The 22,591-nt window shown below is 38.9% G+C and carries 12 protein-coding genes and 1 tRNA gene; 8 read left to right on the top strand and 5 right to left on the bottom strand.

Features of this window, described 5'->3' with window-relative positions; translation table 11 throughout:
* The first annotated feature begins 208 nt into the window (after window positions 1-208).
* From CPHY_RS21075 to CPHY_RS19990, 7 genes are all read left to right on the top strand, one after another.
* Entirely contained in the window at window positions 209-4,504 is a 4,296-nt protein-coding gene (locus CPHY_RS21075) for a fibronectin type III domain-containing protein (RefSeq protein ID WP_012201863.1), read from the top strand.
* A gap of 200 nt (window positions 4,505-4,704) precedes the next feature.
* Window positions 4,705-5,166, top strand: coding sequence for a pyridoxamine 5'-phosphate oxidase family protein (locus CPHY_RS20015; RefSeq protein ID WP_012201862.1), 462 nt, complete (start codon window positions 4,705-4,707; stop codon window positions 5,164-5,166).
* A gap of 191 nt (window positions 5,167-5,357) precedes the next feature.
* A complete protein-coding gene (locus tag CPHY_RS20010) occupies window positions 5,358-7,076 on the top strand; it encodes a methyl-accepting chemotaxis protein (RefSeq protein ID WP_012201861.1) in 1,719 nt (572 codons plus the stop codon).
* Between the two features lie 473 nt (window positions 7,077-7,549).
* Window positions 7,550-8,716: a serine hydrolase domain-containing protein gene (locus CPHY_RS20005; RefSeq protein WP_012201860.1), complete on the top strand. Its 1,167-nt coding sequence runs from the start codon at window positions 7,550-7,552 to the stop codon at window positions 8,714-8,716.
* A 2-nt stretch (window positions 8,717-8,718) separates the two neighbouring features.
* The gene (locus tag CPHY_RS20000; protein WP_012201859.1) at window positions 8,719-9,537 is read left to right on the top strand and encodes an ABC transporter permease; all 819 of its coding nucleotides are present in this window, start codon (window positions 8,719-8,721) and stop codon (window positions 9,535-9,537) included.
* A 211-nt stretch (window positions 9,538-9,748) separates the two neighbouring features.
* Window positions 9,749-10,531 (top strand): ABC transporter permease, encoded by a 783-nt coding sequence (locus tag CPHY_RS19995; protein ID WP_012201858.1) that lies wholly within the window; start codon window positions 9,749-9,751, stop codon window positions 10,529-10,531.
* A 1-nt stretch (window position 10,532) separates the two neighbouring features.
* Window positions 10,533-11,522 (top strand): ABC transporter ATP-binding protein, encoded by a 990-nt coding sequence (locus tag CPHY_RS19990; RefSeq protein WP_012201857.1) that lies wholly within the window; start codon window positions 10,533-10,535, stop codon window positions 11,520-11,522.
* Between the two features lie 77 nt (window positions 11,523-11,599).
* Here CPHY_RS19990 and CPHY_RS19985 read toward each other — a convergent pair whose 3' ends face one another.
* The gene (locus CPHY_RS19985) at window positions 11,600-17,887 is read right to left on the bottom strand and encodes an endo-1,4-beta-xylanase (RefSeq protein ID WP_408611179.1); all 6,288 of its coding nucleotides are present in this window, start codon (window positions 17,885-17,887) and stop codon (window positions 11,600-11,602) included.
* Between the two features lie 469 nt (window positions 17,888-18,356).
* On the opposite strand from CPHY_RS19985, the gene CPHY_RS22260 reads away from it, so the two are divergent.
* Window positions 18,357-18,788, top strand: a complete 432-nt coding sequence (locus tag CPHY_RS22260) for a hypothetical protein (RefSeq protein ID WP_242658015.1) — start codon at window positions 18,357-18,359, stop codon at window positions 18,786-18,788.
* 683 nt (window positions 18,789-19,471) lie between these two features.
* On the opposite strand, the gene CPHY_RS19980 is transcribed toward CPHY_RS22260, so the two are convergent.
* From CPHY_RS19980 to CPHY_RS19965, 4 genes are all read right to left on the bottom strand, one after another.
* Window positions 19,472-19,542: transfer RNA gene (locus tag CPHY_RS19980), tRNA-Gly, on the bottom strand.
* A 196-nt stretch (window positions 19,543-19,738) separates the two neighbouring features.
* Window positions 19,739-20,518, bottom strand: a complete 780-nt coding sequence (locus tag CPHY_RS19975; protein WP_012201855.1) for a response regulator transcription factor — start codon at window positions 20,516-20,518, stop codon at window positions 19,739-19,741.
* 256 nt (window positions 20,519-20,774) lie between these two features.
* On the bottom strand, window positions 20,775-21,650 hold the full coding sequence (locus tag CPHY_RS19970; protein WP_012201854.1) for a carbohydrate ABC transporter permease: 876 nt from the start codon (window positions 21,648-21,650) through the stop codon (window positions 20,775-20,777).
* A gap of 12 nt (window positions 21,651-21,662) precedes the next feature.
* Window positions 21,663-22,544: a carbohydrate ABC transporter permease gene (locus tag CPHY_RS19965; RefSeq protein ID WP_012201853.1), complete on the bottom strand. Its 882-nt coding sequence runs from the start codon at window positions 22,542-22,544 to the stop codon at window positions 21,663-21,665.
* Between the last annotated feature and the right edge of the window lie 47 nt (window positions 22,545-22,591).

The following is a 22,591-nucleotide window of genomic DNA, read 5'->3' as shown; positions in this document are numbered from 1 at the left end:
TATGAAATGTATGTTACAATTTATTAGATTTTATATAATCCAAAATGTAAGCACTTACATTTTGGAAATGATTTATTTTTTCATACTTTATAATTTTGTATTGTATACGTTAAAAAATTCCATAATACCACATGGTTTTACATATAATTTATCTACTTAACCATGTAAACAATTACAATATGAGATTAAAAATATTTAGGAGGGAAAAATGTTTTATTCAAAGAAAAATATGAAGAACAGAATCCTTGCATGTTTGCTGGCTATTATCATGGTTTTAACGATGGTTGCTCCAGTGAGAATTACATATGCAGTGGAAGTAAGTGATGAAGGAACAGCATACGTTACGGAGGATACTGTAGTTGATAGCCTAGATGCTGATGACAGTATGCCTGAAGGATTTGAGGTAATGGATGTGAATGTAGCTTCTGGGGGAGGAATATCTTCAGAAAAATATGACATTGATATTACCACGGGACTTAAAGTGAATACTAATTATCATGGTATAGAAGTTCTTGAGAATATGTCATATACAGCTTCCACTCAGGAGATAGAGGGTGTAACATATAACGGTAGTATTGTAGGAACAGGGAATCCTTCACCAAGTAAAGGAGATATTCCTACTACGGGATCTGTTGTAAAGGTTACTCCAGAAGACAATGGTAAATTTACAATTGTATTTAAATTAAATGCTGGGAAAATTTATTATTTTGTAGATAGTAATAAGATAAATATTGATAGCTACAAAGCAGGTGGTACAAATGAATTTATTGTTAAAACTTATGAAGTAGAAGCAGGAAAATCCTATTACTTCTATGGAGATGGAACTAAAATTCCTATGTACGGTTTATCTATCGTCTATGGTGATAATTCCGTATCTTGGGAAGATATAGAATCGCCTTCAATTAGCAAAGTTGCAGCAAATGATAATGCGATCGCGGTAGATTTTCTCGGTAAAGTTGGTAATGGCTATGCAGATTCTATAACTATTGAGATGTACGAAGGTGATACTCTTAAGAAAATAGAAAAGAGCTCTGCACCAGGGAATAGTGGAACAGTTGTATTCACTCCTGATGCCAGTGGAAATTACCAGTTTAGAGCGGTATTATCTAGAGGTCAAGAAGTAGATAAGATCAGTGAAAAATCTCAAGAAGTTGGATTTATTTTACCTCTAGGAAAGCCAGAAATTCAATCTGTTAATAATGTAGGTAATGGTTCTGTAGATGTTACATGGAATGAAGTAAAAGAATCAGAAGGTTATGAAGTAGCATATAAAGCTGATGGCGAAACTAATTTCACAACTGTGAAAACAGTTACTGGAACCACAGTTATAATTGATGGTTTAACTGTAGGATTAACATATACAATTCGAGTGAAAGCAGTACGTGGTAGTGAATCAACAGAAGCGACTACTACCGTGAAAGTTGAACAGGAATTTCAAAGAGCTTGGTCATTTGCAGCCTTTGGTTCAGGTGTTGATACAAAAAACAATTATTATAGTGGAAATGCTTTAGATGGTGAAGTTAAAGTAGTAAGCCAAAGTGGTAAAGGTAAGCTTGTGCCACTTTCTACAGATGGTCTTGCTTTCTATTATACAAAGATTAATGCAGCGGAAGAAAACTTTATCTTACGAGCAAAAGTAGCAGTGGATACTTGGACATTTTCTAATGGTCAGGAAGGCTTCGGTCTTATGGCTGCTGATGCTGTCGGAGTGAATGGAAACAATTTAGTATTCTGGAATAACTCTTATATGGCAAGTGTAACAAAGGTTGAATACTCTTGGGATAAAGAGAATCAGAAGGTATCTGACGTAGGCGATAATATTTCAATGAAACTTGGTATTGGTGCACAAGAAAAGGTTGGTGTAACTGCAGAGAATATCGCGGATAATACAATTAACACAAACCTCAATGAGTTATTTAGCTCTAGGATGGCACCAATTGAAACTTCTTGTGCAAATAACGGCACGGGTACTTACAACATTGTAGGAAATTATACAAGTCAACCAGGAGGAACCATTGCTAACCCGGTAACTACATTTGATTTAGCAATCCAGCGTGACAACACTGGTTACCGTATTAGTTACACTGATCCAGAAGGAAATACTACAACTAAGTTATATTATGATTTAGACCGTAATGCATTAACTCAGATTGACAAAGACAATATTTATGTTGGTTTCTTTGCATCTAGATATGCTAGTATTACAGTAACAGATATTGAGTTAATTACTTCAGATCCTAAAACAGATCCACCAGCAGAAGAACGTCCAATTGCGTTAGTAACTCCTTCATATACAGTTACTTCTGCAACAGCAGTTGGCACATCGGGATATAACTTAGTATTCCGTGCTAATGCAGATGGTGTATTAACTATTACAGATTCTCTTGGTCAGGTAATTACCAAAGAGGAACACGTAAATGCAAATACTAATATTACAAAGCGTGTAAACTTAAGTAAGGGAAATAATACATTTAATGTAACATTTACACCTGATAAAGGTTACAAGCCAAGTGAGTTTGAGGAGTTATCTTCTTATGCAACAAAGAACTTCACTCATACTGTATTTTATAAGAGCTATGGTGAAGAAGGTCAGTCTATTTATGTAGCACCAAATGGTTCACCAAATGGTAGCGGTACAAAAGCGAATCCTTTAGATATTTATACAGCAGTAAAGCATGTTCAACCAGGTCAGACCATTGTTCTAGCTGGTGGTACTTATAGCTTAACAAAAACAATTAAGATTGAACGTGGTATTGATGGAACAGCAGACAAGATGATTCAAATGGTAGCAGATCCGAATGCGTCTACTCGTCCTGTATTTAATTTTAACAGTGCTTGTGCAGGCATGATAGTAGTGGGGAACTATTGGTATTTCAAGGGTTTTGATGTAACAAAAACTCAGGATGCACAAAAAGGTATTCAGGTATCCGGAAGCAATTGTATTTACGACCAGGTTAATACGTACCACAATGGTAATACAGGTCTTCAGATTTCCAGATATTTAGGTACTGATGATTGGGATTTATGGCCAGCAAATAACCTTATCTTAAACTGTACCTCTTATGGAAATGCAGATAAGGGATATGAAGATGCAGATGGTTTTGCAGCAAAGTTAACGGTTGGCAATGGCAATGTATTTGATGGATGTATCGCTTACAACAACGCAGACGATGGTTGGGACTTTTTTGCTAAACCAGAGACTGGTTCTATCGGTAAGGTTACAATTAGAAATAGTGTTGCTTATGGCAATGGCTATTTAGAAGATGGAACAAATGCAGGTAATGGTAATGGATTTAAGATGGGTGGTTCCAGTATCACCGGATATCACCAGTTAGAGAATTCCGTATCATTTAGAAATAAAGCAAAGGGTATTGATTCAAACAGTTGTCCAGATATCCAGGTTTATAGTAGTACATCATTTAATAACGAGAGTTATAACGTTGCTCTTTACACAAATGATGCAGTGAATACAGATTTCTATGCGGATGGTATCCTTTCCTATCGTACTGAGGGTATTGTGATTGGCCAAGATGATTGTATTAAAATGCCAGAGAACTTTAAATTTAAAGGTTCTCAGGATGAAAATAAGGTATATGGAGCAACCAATTATTACTGGGATGTTGCTAGCGCTTCTTCTAAGAATAAGGCAGGAAATACGGTTTCTAGTGATTGGTTTGAAAGCTTAACTTTCAATGGAATTACAAGAAATGTAGATGGAACAATAAACATGAATGGATTCCTTGTATTAACAGAGAATGCTCCAGCAGGTATCGGTGCAAGAGTAGGAGGAACTCCATCATTTGAACCAACAATCGGCCCTGAAGTTGCTGAAACTGTAACACCACAACCAACACAATCGCCAGAAGTGCCAGCTCCAACATCTACACCGGCCCCAACATCTACCCCAACTCCAGCACCAGAATTAACAAAAGAGGAGATTTTTGAACATTTAACTCCAAAGCGTACTGGTACTCTTTATGTTGGTGGTGATAGTTCTAACTTAGGATGGTTTGGGTTAAAACTTCCGACTAACGTTGTTAAAGTAGCTAACTTTGATGAAAAAACATTAAGTAAGTTGGCAGAGGGAATTGTACCAATCACGATTACTTACAAGTCAAATAATCCAGGCATTGTAGAGGTAAAACAAAATGGACGTCTGATTGCAAAAGAATCTGGTGTTGCAATCATTACAGCTACTGTAACAATGCAGGATGGTACACAGGAAGTTTATACTAGAAAATTATCTATTAAAAAGGCAACCGTAGAATTTGTGGAAAGTACTGTACGAATGAAAGTGGGAGAAGAAGCAGTATTTGAAATCAAAGTTAACGGTTTGGATGAAGATAGCATCATCTGGATGTCAAGTAAAAAAGATGGTGCAGTTGTAAAGAAGAATCCAGGAAGTACAACTGCAACGGTAAAAGCAGTTTCTGCGGAAACAGATTGGATTTATGTAATCGTAGATGGTGTGAAGAAGTCAATTAAAGTTATTATTGAAGAGTAAGCTTATCATACAATCAAAAAAGAAGTACGCAAGCGAAGCGTACTTCTTTTTTGCGATATAAATGTGTGTAAAAAATAAAGAGCTAAAATGGCAAAGTACATTCCCTATCTATATCTAAAATAGTACTTGGAAAACTTAAGAATAAAAGTTAGAATATAAACATTACTTTTACTACGAATAAAAAATTGGAGGGTTCCATCATGAGAAAATCAGATCGTGGAATTAAAGACTTTAATGAAATTGTTGATGTAATAAATCGTTGTGATACAATTCGCATCGGGATATTTGATGAGGAGTATCCCTATGTTGTACCTATCTCATTTGGATACGAAGTAATAGATAATAAAATCATATTATATGTGCACGGTGCGAAGGAAGGGAAAAAGCACGATCTTATAGGAAGAAACAATAAGGTGTGTATAGAAGCAGATATCTGTCATCGCTTTACTGAAACAGGAAATAGCGTCACTTGCGAATACGAAAGTATCATTGGGTATGGTGAAGCAGTTAAGGTATTTGATCAGGATGCGATAAAAGGGCTTGAATTACTTGTAACCCATTGTGGATTTGACGGGTATCCCATTAACGAGGGGGCTCTAAAGGTGATGACAATTTATCAGATTACTTTAGACCATGTGACTGGAAAGAGAAGATTTGTTTAAGATAATTATGAGAAGAAAGAATCGGCGGATATTTTAGTCGGTTCTTTTAGCATTTATAAGCAAGAAAAAATTTTCATTTTAAAATTATAATGCTCCCAATTTATCTTGCTCTGTGATATAATAGGGCATTGTGAAAAAAATAACTACATAATTTTATAGTATTTAGTTAGACTACATTGAGGAGAAAACGTATGCAAATATCTGTTTTAAAAAAGTTAAGAACCAAAATTTTAATATCTTTGTTAAGCTGCTTTATTGTATTTATTGGTATTTTTTCGTATCTATTGTATTATACCAGTTACCGCATGGTTATGAAAACCACTGGCGATAAGGCTTATAAAATAGCTGAAACAGCCGCAAAGCAAATAAACCCTGATGATTTAAAGAAACTGACAACATTAGAGGATGAAAACACAGAGACATATAAGGGTATACAAGAAAAGCTAAACAATCTCATGGAGTTAGGCGGAGCGAAATATCTTTATATCATGAGACAAGCTGATAACAAAGAGTTTCAATATGTTGTAGATGGTTCTTTAGGAGAGGACAGATCACATATAGGAGATGTGGAAGAAACTATTCCTGGTTATGTGACCGCCACTAACGGCGATGTATTTATCGGCAATGAGATTAAAGATTATGGAGAATGGGGAATACTGGTTGATTCTTATTATCCCCTAAAGGACAGTACTGGCGTGGTGGTTGGATTTGTAGGAGTAGATTATGATGCAACCTATATACATGATACCCTGCAGCAGTTTAAGCAGTTATCCATGTTAATTCCTGGTGTTTTTCTGGTATTAATTATAATTGTAGTAATTCTCATAGTAAGATATATCGTGAATCCGATTATATCAATAGCCAATGTTGCAAATAAAGTGGCAAATAATGATTTGGTTGTGGATAAATTAAAGGTGAAAAGCAGTGATGAAATTGGTTTGCTTACGGAATCATTTAATAAGATGGTTGACAATATTAAGGCAATGACAATTAAAATTCATAATATAACCAAGCATCTTTTTGATTCTTCCCAAATAATTGAAAGGTCCATTGATGAATTAGAGCAATCCAGCGATGGAATATCAAAAAGCATTCAAGAAATTGCAAAAAGTTCCGAACAAGAAGTTTTTGAAAGTGAAGCTACATATAATATCACAAATGATTTATCCAACAAAATTGAAGATATTACATCAAAATTGAATATCACTTTGAATAATGCCAATAAAATGCAAAAGCAAAACGAAGTAGGTATTAAAGCTATTGATGACTTAAATTATAATTTTAACAAATATTTGGAAGCCGATGTGGAAATGGCAGAGCAAATAGAAAATTTATCCCAAAGATCCAATTCCATCGGACTGATTTTGGAATCCATAGATTCTATTGCAAACCAGACCAACCTCTTAGCATTAAATGCAGCTATTGAAGCAGCAAGAGCTGGAGAGCATGGAAAAGGGTTTTCCGTTGTTGCTGATGAAGTAAGGAAACTGGCAGAACAATCCTCTACTTCTACCCGGGAAATCAAATCAATTGTAACTGCAATTGCAGACGACATATCCGGTATAGCGGAGACATTAAGCAGAACCGGCGGCTTACTTCACATTGTTAAAGGCTCAATTGCTACCTCAAAGGAATCTTTTGAAATAACAAAAGAATCGGTGGATAGTACAGTGAATCAAATTGAACTTTTTGATGAAGATATAAAATCAATAGAAAATGTAAAAAATGAAGTAATGATCTCCATGGAAAATATTAAGAATGCCATAGAGCAATCTGTTGCATCTGTTCAGGAAATAACCGGTTCAGCGGAGGAACAAACTGCTTTTACAGAAGAAATATCGGAAACTATACGTGACTTAAACAGTATGGTTAAAGATTTAGCTACCTTAGTAGGAGAATTTAATTTATGAAAAAGCCAACCCATGAAACGATTACTTATTCCAATAGATTAAAGGTAGAACTCCAGTGGTTGACCCTAAGATTATATTCACGTCTAAAATCTTGAAGATAATAAACTCAAGCTTAAACTACATTCGAAAATCTCAAAACTACAAAGGAGGGCCGCCCCATAGCTATTTATCAGCTATTTTGCGACCCTCCTTTTTGATGCTTAATTATATAATTTACTCATCTTAAGCTGGCGTTAAAATTACTCCAATTGTAGTACTTTAGCTTGAGCCAAAGTGATTAATATAAACATGATTAATATAAACCTTATTAAAGCTTGTTAATAGAATTTCAATATTTTTCACAGTTTACTTTCCAAACCTAAAAATGTATAATAATAGAATATATTTACATAGTAAAAAATGAAACAACCTTTTATCATGTGATTTCAATTCCACTCAGTTCGACTTCTACAATTCAAAAGGAGGCAATAAATATGATCAGCTTTAAGACAGATTATACACCGGAAGATGTTGGGTATGATGAGGATAGGTTAGTAAAACTGAGCCATTTTTTTGAGGATTTGACGAAAAGAAAAATATTGATTTCTGCAAACTATTGTCTGGCGAGAGACGGAAAAGTATTTGCCAATAATGCAGTCGGTAAGCTCTCTTTTCGGGAAGAGGATACAAGAGAGTTAAGACCGGACACTATTCAACGGATTGCTTCCATTACTAAGCTGTTTACTGCAACCGCTATCTGGCAGTTAGCGGAAGATGGTAAATTAAGAGTAAGTCAAAGGGTTGGGGAATTCATTGAAGAGTTTGATACAAAACCTTTCAATGAAATCACAATCGCACATCTGCTTTCTCATACCTCGGGGTTGCAGGCGGATGATGAGTGCTTCGAAAATAAATATTTTGTATCGCCATGGGCATTTATCGATCATGACAAGGGCATGAATTGGATTGCTGCCTCTTTGAGAAGTGGAATGCGGAAAAAACCAGGAGAAGAATGGGCCTATTGTAGTTTTGGTTATGTAATACTTGGAGAGATTATTACAAGAGTTAGCGGACAATTTGCCAATGATTATATTATCGAGCATATTATTAAACCCTGTGGCATGATGGATTCCGGTTTTGGTTATGACAACAAGGAAGTTGTAAGCAGAACGAATATCCCTAATGAGCGCAGTGAAAAATTCATTACGGAGATACTGAACGGAACACAAAGTACAGAAGAACAAGATAGCGTCTGGGCGAAAATACCTGGTACAGGGGGCAGCATGTATTCCACAGCATATGATTTATGCCGATTTGGTACTATGCTACTGCAAGGAGGGTATATCGATGGAACAAGAGTAATTGGGCGAAAAGCGATAGAAAAAATGTCCACACTGTATACAGCACCCCATATCAAGGATTATTGCTGGAATGCGGGCGGACCATATCGCCAATATGGGTTAGGACCTGATATGCGCTGTAATGAAGGGAGTTTATATACTCAGGGAACCTTCTTCCATGAAGGAGCAGGCGGATGCTGTCTCATAATAGATCCTACAGAAAAACTGGTTGCTGCTTGGTTTGTTCCGTTCGTAAATGGTGCTTGGTCTGGAGAGGCCTTATATAATGCAGCAGCAGTGATGTGGTCAGGATTAAAGTAAGAATGAAATACATACGTCATCAATTCGAAGTAATGAAAGCAGTGGCACTGGTTACCTATAAGGAATGGAGTGCCTACCGCACCCATTCCATGGTTTCAATTTTTGTAGGACCAGTTTATTTTATTGTCCAATATTTTATCTGGACGTCGGCTTATGGTGGGAAAGCGGAGATTAATGGCATGCAACTATCTCAGATAATAACCTATTTTGGAGCTTCCACCCTGATAGGTTATTTGACGATGGATTTTGCGGATTGGAATTTACAGATGCTAATCCAGACCGGTAAGTTTTTGACTTTTTCCTTGAGACCGATACACCATCGCTTCTTTGCATTTTCGCAGAAGGTTGGACATCGGTTTCTTGGGTTGCTATTTGAATTTATTCCATGTTATTTAATTTTTTCCCTACTGTTCGGTGTTGAAATGATACCGAAAAGGATAGGATGGACATTACTCTCCGTAGCTTTTGCTTTCTTAATGAACTTCTATGTTCATTATATACTGGGAATGACTGCATTTTGGTTTATACAATCTTCCGGGATACGAAGGGTGTTTGATCTTTTATCTGGAGTGTTTTCCGGAGCCTTCATACCATTGGTATTTTTTCCTGAGGCTGTGCAAAGAGTACTATTCTTCTTACCATTTCCGTATATGTCCTATGTTCCGGCAATGGTATTTACCGGAGAGTTTCATTTGGCAGGCATTAATATGCCGATACCAACAATCGTAGGTCTTCAGGGAATCGCTGTAGGTGTCGTTATAATTTTAAGTGAGCTAATTTATAAAGCATCCATGCATCATTTTAATGGTGTCGGGGTTTAATTAAGAATTCGCGTGAAGATTAGAGATCATATTTAATAAAAGACAAAAGGTAAAAGATAAAAAAAAGAAAAAAGATAAAAGATAAAAAAAAGAAAAAAGATAAAAAATAAAAAATAAAAGATAAATGGACCAAAAAATATTATGGGATTTGTAAGGGGATATGAAGGCAAGAATCCTGAAATGAGTTCATAATCTATAGAGGAGGAGTAAGATGAAACGATATATGCATATCTATAGGGAGTGCATCAAAGTGTCTTTTACCACAGCCTCTACCTACCGTTTGAATTTTTTCCTGAATTCAGTAATTATGCTACTAGGAGATATATTGTTCCCACTGGTTACCCTCTTAATTTATGGGTCGGGAGCTGGATTTGAAGGTTGGACTGTATATGAAGTACTGTTAATCCAATCCGTATTTACGATGTCCATGGCAATCGCTGATATGAGCTTTCATGGAATTATGTGGGCAACCATGGGAGCTGTTCGTGAGGGAAATTTAGAGATGGTACTGCTAATGCCGGTGGATACAATGTTTCTTCTAATGGCACGCAGCTTTTCCATTGATGCAATTGGCTCATTCCTCGGAGGAGCAACGATTTTTATAATTGCATTAACGCATTTGGAAGCACCATCCCTGATTATGTGGCTACAGTTTGGCTCTATGTTTCTGATAGGACTTATGGTTATGATGGGGATTGCACTTATGATGGCTGCAACTTCTTTCAAATGGGTTGGAAATTCACGCATTCCTGAGATATTTGACAGCCTGCGAAGCTTCGGAAAGTATCCGCAGAGTATTTTCCCAAAGGCAATTCTGATCATATCTTCTTTTTTGATACCGGTGGCAATGATTGGCTTCTTTCCGGCAGCAGCACTGCTGGGAAGAGGGAATTACATCATGTTTATCGCTATTCTTCCATGTATTGTATTTTTGATTCTAGGAATTGCTTTATATCGATTTATGGTACGCATGTATCAGGGCGTCGGAGGCTGAGATGGGAACGATTATTACAGTTGAAAATTTGATTAAGAAGTACGAGACCTATAAAAGAGGCAGTGGATTTAAGGAGAGTGTTAAAACCTTTTTCCATAGGGAGAAAGTTCCGGTATTGGCGGTAAACGATATCTCCTTCACCGCAGAAGAGGGGGATATCATCGGTATTCTTGGACCCAATGGCGCAGGTAAATCTACAACAATTAAAATGTTAACTGGTACGCTGTACCCTACCAGCGGTAATATCAGTGTAATGGGCTTCAATCCAACGAAGAACAGAAAAACTTATGTCCATCAAATTGGGGCAGTATTTGGACAAAAGTCACAGCTAATATGGGACATACCGCCAATTGATAGCTTTCGAATGAACAAAGCGATTTACAACATATCAGACCAGGATTATAAAGAGCGAATAGAAGTTATGTCTAAGCTTTTTGGAGTAGAGGACTATATCACAAGACCAACCAGAGTTCTTTCCCTTGGTGAGAGAATGAAATGTGAGTTTATAATGGCCATGCTGCATCAGCCAAGGGTAGTATTCTTAGATGAACCGACAATTGGTCTGGATGTCATAGCAAAGCAAAAAATTAGAGAATTTATCCGGGAAATGAACAAGCGAGGAACCACCTTTATTCTCACCACCCATGATTTGGAGGATGTGGAACAGTTGGCTAAGAATATCGTTATCATTAATCACGGAGAGAAGGTATTTGACGATTCTATTGAAAATCTTAGAAAGGTTCTGGGGGCGAAGAAAATCGTTCACTTGGTATTACAGCAGCCGATTAAGGATTTGAATATCGAAGGAGCAAGCATTATAGAAAGAGAGTCTGAGTTGAATATAACCATCAGCGTGGATCTTGATGTAATCTCCATAAATAATTTCATGGCAAGGTTTTCCGAAAGATGTGACTTTACTGATATCTCAATTAAGGAAATGCCGATGGAGGCTATTATTACATATATTTATCAGAGTAAGAAAGAAGGATGAATGATTATTTTTCTTTGATATGAAAAAAAGAAGTACGCTTCGTTTGCGTACTTCTTTTTATGACAGTAAGTATAAGCTTACTCTTCAATAATAACTTTAATTGACTTCTTCATACCATCTACATTTACATAAATCCAATCTGTTTTTGCAGAAACGGCCTTAACTGTTGCAGTTGTACTTCCTGGATTCTTCTTCACAACTACTCCATCCTTTTTACTAGACATCCAGAGGATGCTATCTTCATCTAAACCATTTACTTTTATTTTAAATACTGCTTCTTCTCCCACTTTCATATGCACAGCACTTTCCACAAATTCAATGGTCGCTTTTTTAACAGATAATTTTCTAGTATAAACCTTCTGTGTTCCATCCTGCATTGTAACAGTAGCCGTAATAACTATAATACCAGATTCTTTTGCAATCAAACGTCCATTCTGTTTTACTTCTACAATACCTGGATTATTTGACTTATAAGTAATCGTAATTGGAACTATTCCCTCATCAAGCTTACTTAATGTCTTTTCATCAAAGTTAGCTACTTTAACAACGTTATTTGGAAGCTTTAATCCAAACCATCCTAAGTTAAAACTCTTACCTCCAACATATAGAGTACCAGTGCGTTTTGGTGTTAAGTGCTCTAGAATCTCTTCTGTTGTTAACTCTGGTGTAGGAGTAGGGGTTGCAGTCGGGGCACCCGTAACCGTTGGAACCTCCGTAACCGTTGGGGTTGGCGTAATCGTAATAGGGCCTTCGGAGGCAGGCTTACGAGTGAACGAATGGTGGATTGGAGCTGCAATCATATTACCAGCGGCATCACTTAAGCGCATAGTATAAATATTGCAAACTTCACCTTTCCCTTTTGTTACATTGTTAAATGTCACTTCTACCGATTTGTTATCATCTGCCCATGTAAGTAAAAAGTCATCGGAGAAATCAAATCCGATACCGAAATCGCCTTTGTACATAGGCTCATTGAATGTAATCACCAATTTATCGCCAACATCGAGATTTGCCAGATCATTTAAACTGAAAGTAGTAGTGGCGTTAAAGTTGGTAGCTGTCGCCGGGCGTAATGGGCGGGTTCCGTCATCTGTCAGGCTGTTTGGATACAGAGGCCAGTTCGGCTGAGGACCGATCTTTTGTACCGCTGCCGATGCGTTCCAACTGATAGTTTCCTGATTGTTAGCAAGTTTAGACTTGTCAATGGAAATCTCAAATGTATAGCCAGGCATAGCCTCCATTTGCAGCTTTTTCAGTGTAATTACATTGAACGCGTTATTTAGTATGCGGTTGTTCTCATTAGGGTTAGTTGTTACGCCATAATTAAGAATCCAAGCCTGCTCTGTGTCCTCCTGGAGGGACTTTGTCAACTTATTGCTATCTGCGTAAACTTCTACCATATTTTTATTGATCTTACTGGTAAATCCATACATAACAGCCGCGCCGTTGTCATTTCTGGCGGTGCCGTGACGCAGTGCGGTAGCTACGTCTATGCCTTGGAAGTACACAGTCTTGCCATCCTTTGCGGTACCAACCGTAGTAATCTGGTAACGCCCTATCTTAACTTGATCCGCTGTTAGGTTAAACACAGCGATGCCACCAACTACATTGGCTGTCCATGTAGACTCTGTCGGTTTGTTGTCCGCATCTAGAATCGTCAATTTAACCTGCCCGGCATCAGAATGAACCTTGATTGTTGCAGGGATACCTTCGGTGACAATCTCGTTTTCGGTCCATAGCGTGTATTTGCCTGGACGAGACCAACGAATGTAGGAACTGTCAATATCGTAAGGGTAAATCGACATAGCTGAAATATTAGCATAGGTTCCTATACCATAGCTTGGTGGGTTACTCTTAGGGTAGAGATCTCTGACTTCTAGCGGCTTTCCGCCAAATGCATTGTCCATGATTGCTAACATGAACGGAACATCTCTATCCTGTATTGCATGTGCACCGTCACGCGTACGTACAGCAATGTTGTCGCCGCTACCTAAGAACTCGTAGACTTCCTTAGCAGCTAACATATCCATTACTGAGGACGGCGGGGTAGTCCAGTCGAAATTATTATCTGCGGTAAACGCGATAAGCGGTCTAGGTGCTACTAGAGCCTCAACAGCATGCGCGTCAAAAGGTAAATAATCGATATCTACTTGTTGATGGAATCCAGCTGCTGTTCCAAGCCCCATCCAGAATGATTCACCACTATACTGAATACTGTTTAAAGCTTTCTGATTTCTACGATAGATACGGTCTAATGGTGAATTATAGTAGAACAATTTTCCTTCAGCGGTATAACGGAAGCTAGATGCACCGGATTGTCCGCAATCAACAGGTGCTGCTGCACCGACACGATCGTCCATAGCTGCTGCCATCAGAGCATATTTACCGTTAATGGATACGCCTGTTGTAATGGACTTATACGGGTTGATGTTCCATTGATTCTTACCGCCATTCGCTGTTTGGCTAATCTCCATCGCGTCTATGATACGGGAGACAGTCCATGCTGCTGTCATAATTGAGCCTGTATTGAAATCGTAATCGTAGGCGTTAAACGGATACAGATTATAGTAGTTTCCGGTTCTGCTTCCACCCCAGTTGGAGACGTTAATTACTGCGTAACCGTTTTGGGTTGCCATTGACGTCTGGCCAAAACCAAAGGCGATAATAACCGGCCAGCCGCCTTCCGGAGCTGTACCAGTAGGAACCGTTACGGTGCCAAGGCTTCCGGTCACGCTTCTACCATTATCATTTATGGTGACATTAACCTGGTTCGTAGCGGTATTCACCGTAATACAAGTCTTTGCTGTCGGGTAATATCTGCCGTAGTAATAGTATTGAATTAAGTCTTTTAGCTCGGCTTTACGTGCCGTCCAATCAGCTGCGGTTTCAACCCGGCCATTTGTACCTGCATTAGAATCCAAGAACTGGAACAGATCGTTTAAGCCTGATGATTTTGGTAGGTTAGTTATATTCTGAGGGAAATAACTACGAGGAGGTGTAGGTTGCAATGCGGTCTTATCAACTTTTGCATTTACAATTACATTCTTCTGATTGGCTTCAATCCCTATTTTATTGACTTTGACTCCAAGTGTACCTGTTTTGGTAATGCCTGTGAGCGCAAGTTCATATATAGTGTCGCTTACTTTCGTAAGAAGGCCCTTCTGCGCTAATGAACTTGCATAGTTTGATACAGCAGTAGGAGTTCCAGGGAGTAGAATAATGTCTTCTGCCGACAGACTAGTTACAGCTGCATTAAATGTTAGCCTTAAAGCGGTACTATTACTTACAAAGGCATTGCCTCCAACATTCGCTACGGTAAAGGTAATTGGAATTCTGTGAATATCAACGACCTTTACTACATTATCTACGCCGTCCTTTGTAATCTTTAAATTAACGTTACCTTCCATAGTAATTCCACTGATAGCAAGGTTGTATTTTGTATCGTTCGAGCCGTCCACTACAGTCAAAGCGCCTAATGTTGCATTAGCGGTGCCTGCTGTGAGGGTGATGTCGGTGGCTACAAATCCCGGTACCGGATTATTAAAGGTAAGTGCGATAGAATTGGAGGTAGTGGTATTTGCGACACCATTTGCTATTGCGGTATATGCTATTGTTGGAGATGCCGGCCAGCTAACTAGTAGCTGATCAGGTGCTCCGGTACCGATCTTCTCCACCTTAATTGAGTTAATAGAGAAGGCGTTACCGCCAGCTCCACCACGGATAGCGATGTTACCAATTAGTCCATTTGCAGCCTGAGAACCGTCAAGCTTGATTTCAGTAACTAAACTGTAGGTTCCGCCAGCCACCATGCCGCTGTTGAAGTACGCAGGAATTCTAGGTGACACCATGCTAGGATTTAAACTAGTGTTATATGGAGGTGAGCTGACAACCGATCCATCTGCAGTGGTATATCCACCGTTAGTGTTGTCCCCAACCCAACGCACACGAATGGCTGATGTACCTGCTGATGTGTAGTTAATCGTGAGACGGTATGTCGCTTCCTTCTCAGGAATAAATGCCACCTTACCATCCTCTGCTGCTGTCGACCAAGGCCACTGTGATGCGCCGTTACCCAAGATAATATTCGCACCTGACCATCCGTCTCCTTTGGCTGCATCATAAACAAAGACGCCGTCAACTGGCTTTATCTCCGGTTTTGGATCAGTATCAATGTATTTATGTCCCGCAAGAAATGCATCGGGATCTAGAACCGCTACTAAAGCTTGTTTTGCCAATCCTGTCGATGTAAATAGCAGTGCATATTCACCAGCACGCCAACCTGAGGTAGCGTCTCTAACGCCGCAAATACTCACGCGATCAATTACCTTTGGATTGCTTGTCGTATTAGCTGAGCCTGTAGCATACTTTTTGAAAATCTGGAACAACTCAGCATACTTCATTGCCTGGTTGTTCTCATTATCCGAGGTGAGAGTTCCGACAGGTGGGCATCCGATATCCATCTCTGTAATATTAACTTTGACACCAGGAAGTGTCGCAAACAGTTTGATGGAGTTTTCCACATATGTAACATCTGTGGTGAGATTATCATGTTCTTGCATACCGATGACCTCAATCAGGTTTTTCCCATTCGGGCGTACGCCTTCATAACGTTCGTTAATGCTCTTAACCATCTCGTAGACTGCACGTGCTTTGTTTGGAGAATCAAGACCGAAATCGTTATAGATCAACTTGCAATTCCAATCCGGATGACTGTCAACAACTTCGGCAGCTTTTAGGAATGCGAGTTCAACCCAGTCTGAGCCGAGTGCCATATACCAGCCTTCTCCTTTTGCTAGCGAAGATTTCCAGTCGTTAGGGTTCGCAGTACCGATGGCTTCATTCACTACATCGATTCCTTCAAGACGTCCTCCGTAGTAGCCGAGAACATTTTCTATATGATCATTGAGATTTTTTAATGCGGTGGTTCTATCGTATGTACCTGGTTGTCCGTATTTAGCAGGTGGTGCGTCCCACATCCACGTTGGTGACTGCGAATGCCATGCAAGCGTATGTCCGTAGAAAAGCATGTTCGGATTCCTACTTAGAAGATTACTAAACGCGGTGTCCGCGCTATTGTATGTAAAAGTTCCTTTGACATTTTGTGTACTTTCTGGCTTCATCTCATTACCAGGTGCATATGCCGCAAAATTGTAAACTAAGGCATTAGTTTCGCCTGAGCCGAAAATACCCATGGTGAAATAATCTTTGTAGATGTCTTTCAGTGCTGGATATTTATCATAAGTCTGGCCTGCGGCAGGGATCTCGGTGCTTAAGTACTTAGTTGGATCAAGAACGGCTTTGAAAGCTTCTTTAGCACGTAGATTCTTGTCAAAGAGCAACGGGAAGGTTGATGCACGCCAACTGTCAGCGTCGTTTGTTCCCCAGAAGGTAACACGTTCGATGCGGCCCTTTCCTCCGTTTGCAGGGCCTACAGCATACCTCTTATAAACATCAAAGAGTTGTGCATACTTAACGGCCTGGCTATGAGCTTGAACTTCGGTGAGACTACCCGAATTTAAGTATGTAATATCTAGTTCGGTAACGCTAATAGAGACACCGGGAAGAGTCGAAAAGAGGTTGATCGAGTTCTCAACGTTAGCTACGATGGTGTTCTCATTATAGTGTCCTTGCATACCGATACCCTCGATAAGGGGCTTGCCGTTTGGACGTCTTCCGGCATAACGTTCGTTGATATCCTTAACCATATTATAAACAGATCTTGCCTTATCGGCATAGTCGAGATTGAAATCATTGTAGTAAAGCTTGCAGTTCCAACCATTGGCGTCAACGATTTCAGCTGCTTTAAGGAATGCGTCTTCAACCCACTCTGAACCAAGAGCAGTGTACCAACCCTCATTGCTACGCAGATTCTGCCGCCAGTCGACATTGTTCTTGCCGTCGGCCATAGCCTCGTTAACGACGTCGATACTGTAAAGGTTTGCGCCATAACGGTCCAAAACATCCGTAATGTGTGCGTCCAAATTGGCCTTTGCATCTGCAGCAGGCAGAGGTGTCGGTGAACCCCACATCCAGGTAGGCGACTGTGAGTGCCAAGCTAGGGTATGGCCGATCAGATTAAAGCCTGGAAGCTTAGCGAATTGTTCGTCTAGGGCACTATAGGTAAATACACCCTTGACATTTTGTACACTCGAGGGCTTCATCTCATTCTCAGGCGTAAATGTGTTGAAATGATAATTGATTATATCAAGCTTGTCACCGGACATCCGGTAATTACTCGATGCCACGCCAATTAGGAAATAATCTTTGTAGACATCCTTTAGTGCAGGATAACTTTTGTAATCCGGAGCTACGTTTTCAACATTAATTAATCTCTGTGAGATCTTGATATTATCGAGAAACCACACGTCAGGATGCTTCGTTGCTTCGTTTACAACGAAACGGAAGTCGATGCTCTTTAGTGTCTCGTTCAGACCACCTTCCGGTGTGGTTATACTAACATCTTTCCATGTCTCTGTACTAATTGTGCCGAAGTCGGCCGGGAATTTGGTCACGCCTGTTGAGCCTGTATAATCGCCACTCAGGACGATGCCCGGTCCTACAAGTGTATCTTTACCCTCGTTGCCTACGGCTGGGACAAAGACGCTATACGAAATAGTGTAAACGGCGTTCTTAGCCAATGGCTCAGGAAATGTCAGACGGATGGCGTTGTTAGCGCCGGTATAGTCAGTCGAGGTAGATAGGTGGATACCCTTAAGTGCAAAAGTATCGCCATTACCGAAGTCCGAAACCCATTCAATTGCGGCATTATCTGTGTTGGACACGCTAAAAGCTTCGCTCCACTTGGTATTGTCGGTGGTATTGAAGGAAATAGAGATGTCGCTAGTAGTTGCACCATCAGAAATCGGGGTAGGTGTAGGTGTAGATGTTACGCCATCTGAGACTGCTGTCTGGGTGATTATGATGCTGTTAATTGTAAAGTCGTTGGTTGTTCCTTCCGACTGGATACGAACGGTCTTCTCAGTCTGTAACTGGGTATACGTGAAGGTCTTCTCAAGAGAGAAAATACCATCTGTGCCCACAACTAAAGAAGCATGTGTTCCATACGGGCTTGCCGTCTGTGATAGCTTCATCTTGGAGCCCTCAGAAGTACGGCCGGTCACCATGATAGTGTACTCAAACCCATCAGGCAAGGAAACTAAATTTTTCAAATCAACGCTATTCCAGTCTGCAGTCCGCCCTGTAACACTAATGGCTTTGGCTCCACTGTTGTCAACAACAGTAAGCGTCGGGCCGCCGGCTTTCTGAAACCATGTGGTGCCATCGAATGTGGTACCGATTGTTTTACTCTGGATGTCGCTATCAGACGCCATGGAATATGCTGTTGTTGAAGCCGCACTGGCGATTGACGAACTGTTAGGCAAGAGATCAATAGGTAGGAGTTGCAGTACCATCATTGCACACATTAGAAAAGAAATAATTCTTTTCTTCATATTAATTTACCTCCCATTAAAATGATATATTTTGCCTCTTTTATTCTGGAGTTGGGGTTCTCCTTTTTCAGTCTCACTGCTAACGCGCAGTGTGGCCAAACGATCTTTTATTGGGTGAGACGTCCCATGTTCTGTTTGATTCTCTCGGTTACGAACACCTCCTTCTATATCTTCACACTTAATGTGATTGGGTACTGGTTAATGGCTTGTATATAGGTAATAGTAACAACCTCACGAGACTAAGTGGCTTAAGCATGCATACTTGTATACTAGTGTATACAAGTTAGAAATTCAATGTGCAACATTGTCAATAAATCATGTATTGATTAGTGTATAAATTACAAAACATTCCAATGTTCCCGGTTTCCACTTTTAGTATTTTTTTTGTTTACTTCAAAGAGCGTCATATTACAGACTTGAGCTGGTGACTATTGACTTCAGTTAAGACACGTGAAAAAGAGCATCAGCTTTCGGGGCTGATGCTCTCTTTCTTTCTCCAGCGGATAACGGGAATCGAACCCGCATCCTAAGCTTGGGAAGCTCATATTCTACCATTGAACTATATCCGCTTGAATATTACCATATTATTCTAACACTTTTGTATTTATTCGTCAATCAAAAAAAGGCTGTGAGAGGGTCACAGCCTTTTTCTTTCAACAAGAAAGCTCTATGGTTGGGTTTGCTTTCTTGTCTAGGCATGGGACGATAGGAGAGGTCCTTATTGCCAATCTACACGAAAGAGAAATGATATTTTTGTTATGTATATTACTTAGATAGTACTGTATTTCGAAACTCATTTGCAGAAATACCAACTATTTTTTTAAATACTCTTGAAAAATGTGCCATATCAACGAAGCCAACTTTTTCGGCTACTTCACCGATACGTAGTGCTGGATTATTGAGTAATTCTTTTGCCTTTTCTATACGAACGTTATTAAGAATTTCAGAAAAATTTTGTCCAGTATGTCGGTGGAGTAATTTACTTAAATGCCATTGGCTGACATAGATATGTTCAGCAACTTCCGATAACATTATTTTTTGTTGGTAGTTTTCATCAATATATTGTAAGGCATTCTTCACGATAAAACTGCTGGCGGTGTTCTCTTCTGGTGAGTCTTGCTGTTCTGTGTCAGATATCAATAGTTCTTCTTTTTTTATCTCAACATCAGAACTTGATAGATTGGTTGTCATAACATCAAGTGCATCTAATAATTCATTCATTTTAGATGGTTTTAATAGAAATCGAGTAACACCAAGACAAATAGCCCGTTGGGCATAATCAAAATCGCGGAATCCAGTCAAGATGCAAATCTGCATCTTTGGAAATTGTGATTTTATACTTGCTATCATGGTTAAGCCATCCATGCCGGGCATACAGATATCAGATATTAAAATATCTGGCTTTTGGTCCCGGATTAAATCTAGTCCGTCTTTTCCATTAAATGCAGTGCCTACGACCTGACAATTATGTTTCTCCCATGGTATTGTCTGAGACAATCCCCTTACGATAACCGGTTCGTCATCAATGATAATTACCTTGTACATGGCAACCTCCTGTCAGCCTGTTCTCACGCTTATGTATTTAAGGTTAATAGTTATGTGGATATTAATATCTTAGATACTAGCTTTTTTTATTCATAGTATGAGGCTTTACATGGAGATATACGAAATTTATTAGCATATTCCTCATGCTATAACAGTAAACGCTTCAAAGCTAGCCATCTAATGTGTGTAGAACTAATTCATATTTAGAACTAAATCAGATATGGCTTAGTTCTACACTAAGATTATACCACAAAAATCAACCCTTGACCGCACCTGCAGTCATTCCTTTAATGATATATTTCTGTAAGAAGATATATAAGATTAAAATCGGAATTATTACCAGTGTTACCGCAGATGCCATAAGTCCGTAGTTAGTACCTTCCTGGGAAGTTAATTGATTCAATAAATTAGTAATAGTCCACTGTGTCTTGGTACGTAAAAAGAACATCTGAGTAAATAAATCATTATAGCTCCATAAAAAGGAGAAGATGGAAACCGTAGCAAAAGATGGTTTGGTTAACGGAACAATAACACGGAAGAAAATTTGAAAAATATTGCATCCCTCCATGTAAGCAGCTTCTTCTAGCTCTATTGGAAGACTTTTAATATATCCCATTAATACGACAATAGCAAAGGATAAGTTACCAGCTATTTGCGGAAGAGCGCAGGAGAGTAGGGATAAGTATAGTTTATCGGTATTTACAATACCCCAGGAATATTCCATACGAAATACAGGAATAATTGTCGAGTATACAGGAAACATCATACCTGCAATTACTAAACCATATAATAATTTCTTTAAACGAAACTCATATCTTACTAATACGTAAGAGGCTAAACCTGCAAATATAATAACAGTCACAGCTACAGTTGTGGAGATTATTAAACTATTTTTATAAGCACTGAGTATATTTACACGCCGAAATGCTAATTCGTAGTTACTAAGGGTAAAAATATCTCCTATAGGCAGCGAAAAGGAATTTTTTAAGATGTATCTTCGGTCTTTAAATGAATTTAATACAACCCATACAATTGGATAAATCGTAGTTAAAGCCCAAAGACTTAATAATAAATAGATGATGGGTTGCCCTATGGAGATTTTTCTTTTGTTTTTCACTGTAGTAGTTTTCATAGCAACCCTCCTCTAATATTCTTTTTCTTTGAAAATCGTGTTAACAAGTTTTGATAGAACAACGCCTAAGAAAACAATCACAACTGCAATAGCAGAACTATAATCTACGTTGTTTGCATTAAACACCTGATAGAACATATAAGATCCGGTGAGCCAAGTATCTGACATTCCTTTAGGGAATAATGTCCAAGGAAGATCGAATACCTTTAAGGAACCAGTTACTGCAAGAACAACACAGGTACAAATAACGTTACGAAGAAGTGGTAGAGAGAGGTATTTTACCTGTTGATAAGGTGTTGCACCATCGATTGATGCAGCTTCGTATAACTCAGAGGAAATATTATTTAATCCGGTTACAAGGATAATAAAATAAAACCCGACGTATTGCCACATAACAGGAATCATCATAGTAAATAAAGCATAAGGTTTGCTCTTAAAATCAACTAATTTTGTAGCTCCAAAGAACTCACGAAGCTGATTGAGCATACCTTTATCATATAGAACAATAAGAAAGAACAATAAACCGAGTGCAGTGGCAGATATTACAATTGGGAAGAAATAAACAACCCGGAAAAACTTCGCACCATGAGAGACACGATCAGTAAGAATGGAAAGTAAAAGAGCAATTCCAACCTGACCAAATACTGTGACAAGTAACATGATCAGAGTATTTTTTAGAGCAATTCTCATAGTTTCATCTTTTAACAGAGCTGTATAATTACTGTACCATGGATCCTGCCAACCCTTTGCTGCAGAACCAAGTCCGGCAATTTCCTGAAAGCTGTTGATGATATTCTGTATAAAAGGATAATATAAGAATACGATAATAAAGGCAAACGCTGGTGCGAGGAAGAAAATTATCGGTTTTTTGTTTTTATAAATGTGAGCTGTCATAGTTTCTCCTCTCTTAAAAGAAGGCCAGAGAAAGTGCATTTTCTCCG

Origin of the sequence: Lachnoclostridium phytofermentans ISDg, from assembly GCF_000018685.1 — a bacterium.
Lineage (GTDB): Bacteria > Bacillota > Clostridia > Lachnospirales > Lachnospiraceae > Lachnoclostridium > Lachnoclostridium phytofermentans.
This window is presented reverse-complemented; position numbering and strand designations above follow the sequence as displayed.

What these genes read in the sequence shown, in the direction of transcription:
- CPHY_RS21075 (WP_012201863.1), top strand. Translation starts at nt 209, where the DNA reads ATGTTTTATTCAAAGAAAAATATGAAGAACAGAATCCTTGCATGTTTG.
- CPHY_RS22260 (WP_242658015.1), top strand. Translation starts at nt 18,357, where the DNA reads ATGTCGCTAGTAGTTGCACCATCAGAAATCGGGGTAGGTGTAGGTGTA.
- CPHY_RS19995 (WP_012201858.1), top strand. Translation starts at nt 9,749, where the DNA reads ATGAAACGATATATGCATATCTATAGGGAGTGCATCAAAGTGTCTTTT.
- CPHY_RS20000 (WP_012201859.1), top strand. Translation starts at nt 8,719, where the DNA reads ATGAAATACATACGTCATCAATTCGAAGTAATGAAAGCAGTGGCACTG.
- CPHY_RS19975 (WP_012201855.1), bottom strand. Translation starts at nt 20,518, where the DNA reads ATGTACAAGGTAATTATCATTGATGACGAACCGGTTATCGTAAGGGGA.
- CPHY_RS20005 (WP_012201860.1), top strand. Translation starts at nt 7,550, where the DNA reads ATGATCAGCTTTAAGACAGATTATACACCGGAAGATGTTGGGTATGAT.
- CPHY_RS19965 (WP_012201853.1), bottom strand. Translation starts at nt 22,544, where the DNA reads ATGACAGCTCACATTTATAAAAACAAAAAACCGATAATTTTCTTCCTC.
- CPHY_RS19970 (WP_012201854.1), bottom strand. Translation starts at nt 21,650, where the DNA reads ATGAAAACTACTACAGTGAAAAACAAAAGAAAAATCTCCATAGGGCAA.
- CPHY_RS20010 (WP_012201861.1), top strand. Translation starts at nt 5,358, where the DNA reads ATGCAAATATCTGTTTTAAAAAAGTTAAGAACCAAAATTTTAATATCT.
- CPHY_RS19990 (WP_012201857.1), top strand. Translation starts at nt 10,533, where the DNA reads ATGGGAACGATTATTACAGTTGAAAATTTGATTAAGAAGTACGAGACC.
- CPHY_RS20015 (WP_012201862.1), top strand. Translation starts at nt 4,705, where the DNA reads ATGAGAAAATCAGATCGTGGAATTAAAGACTTTAATGAAATTGTTGAT.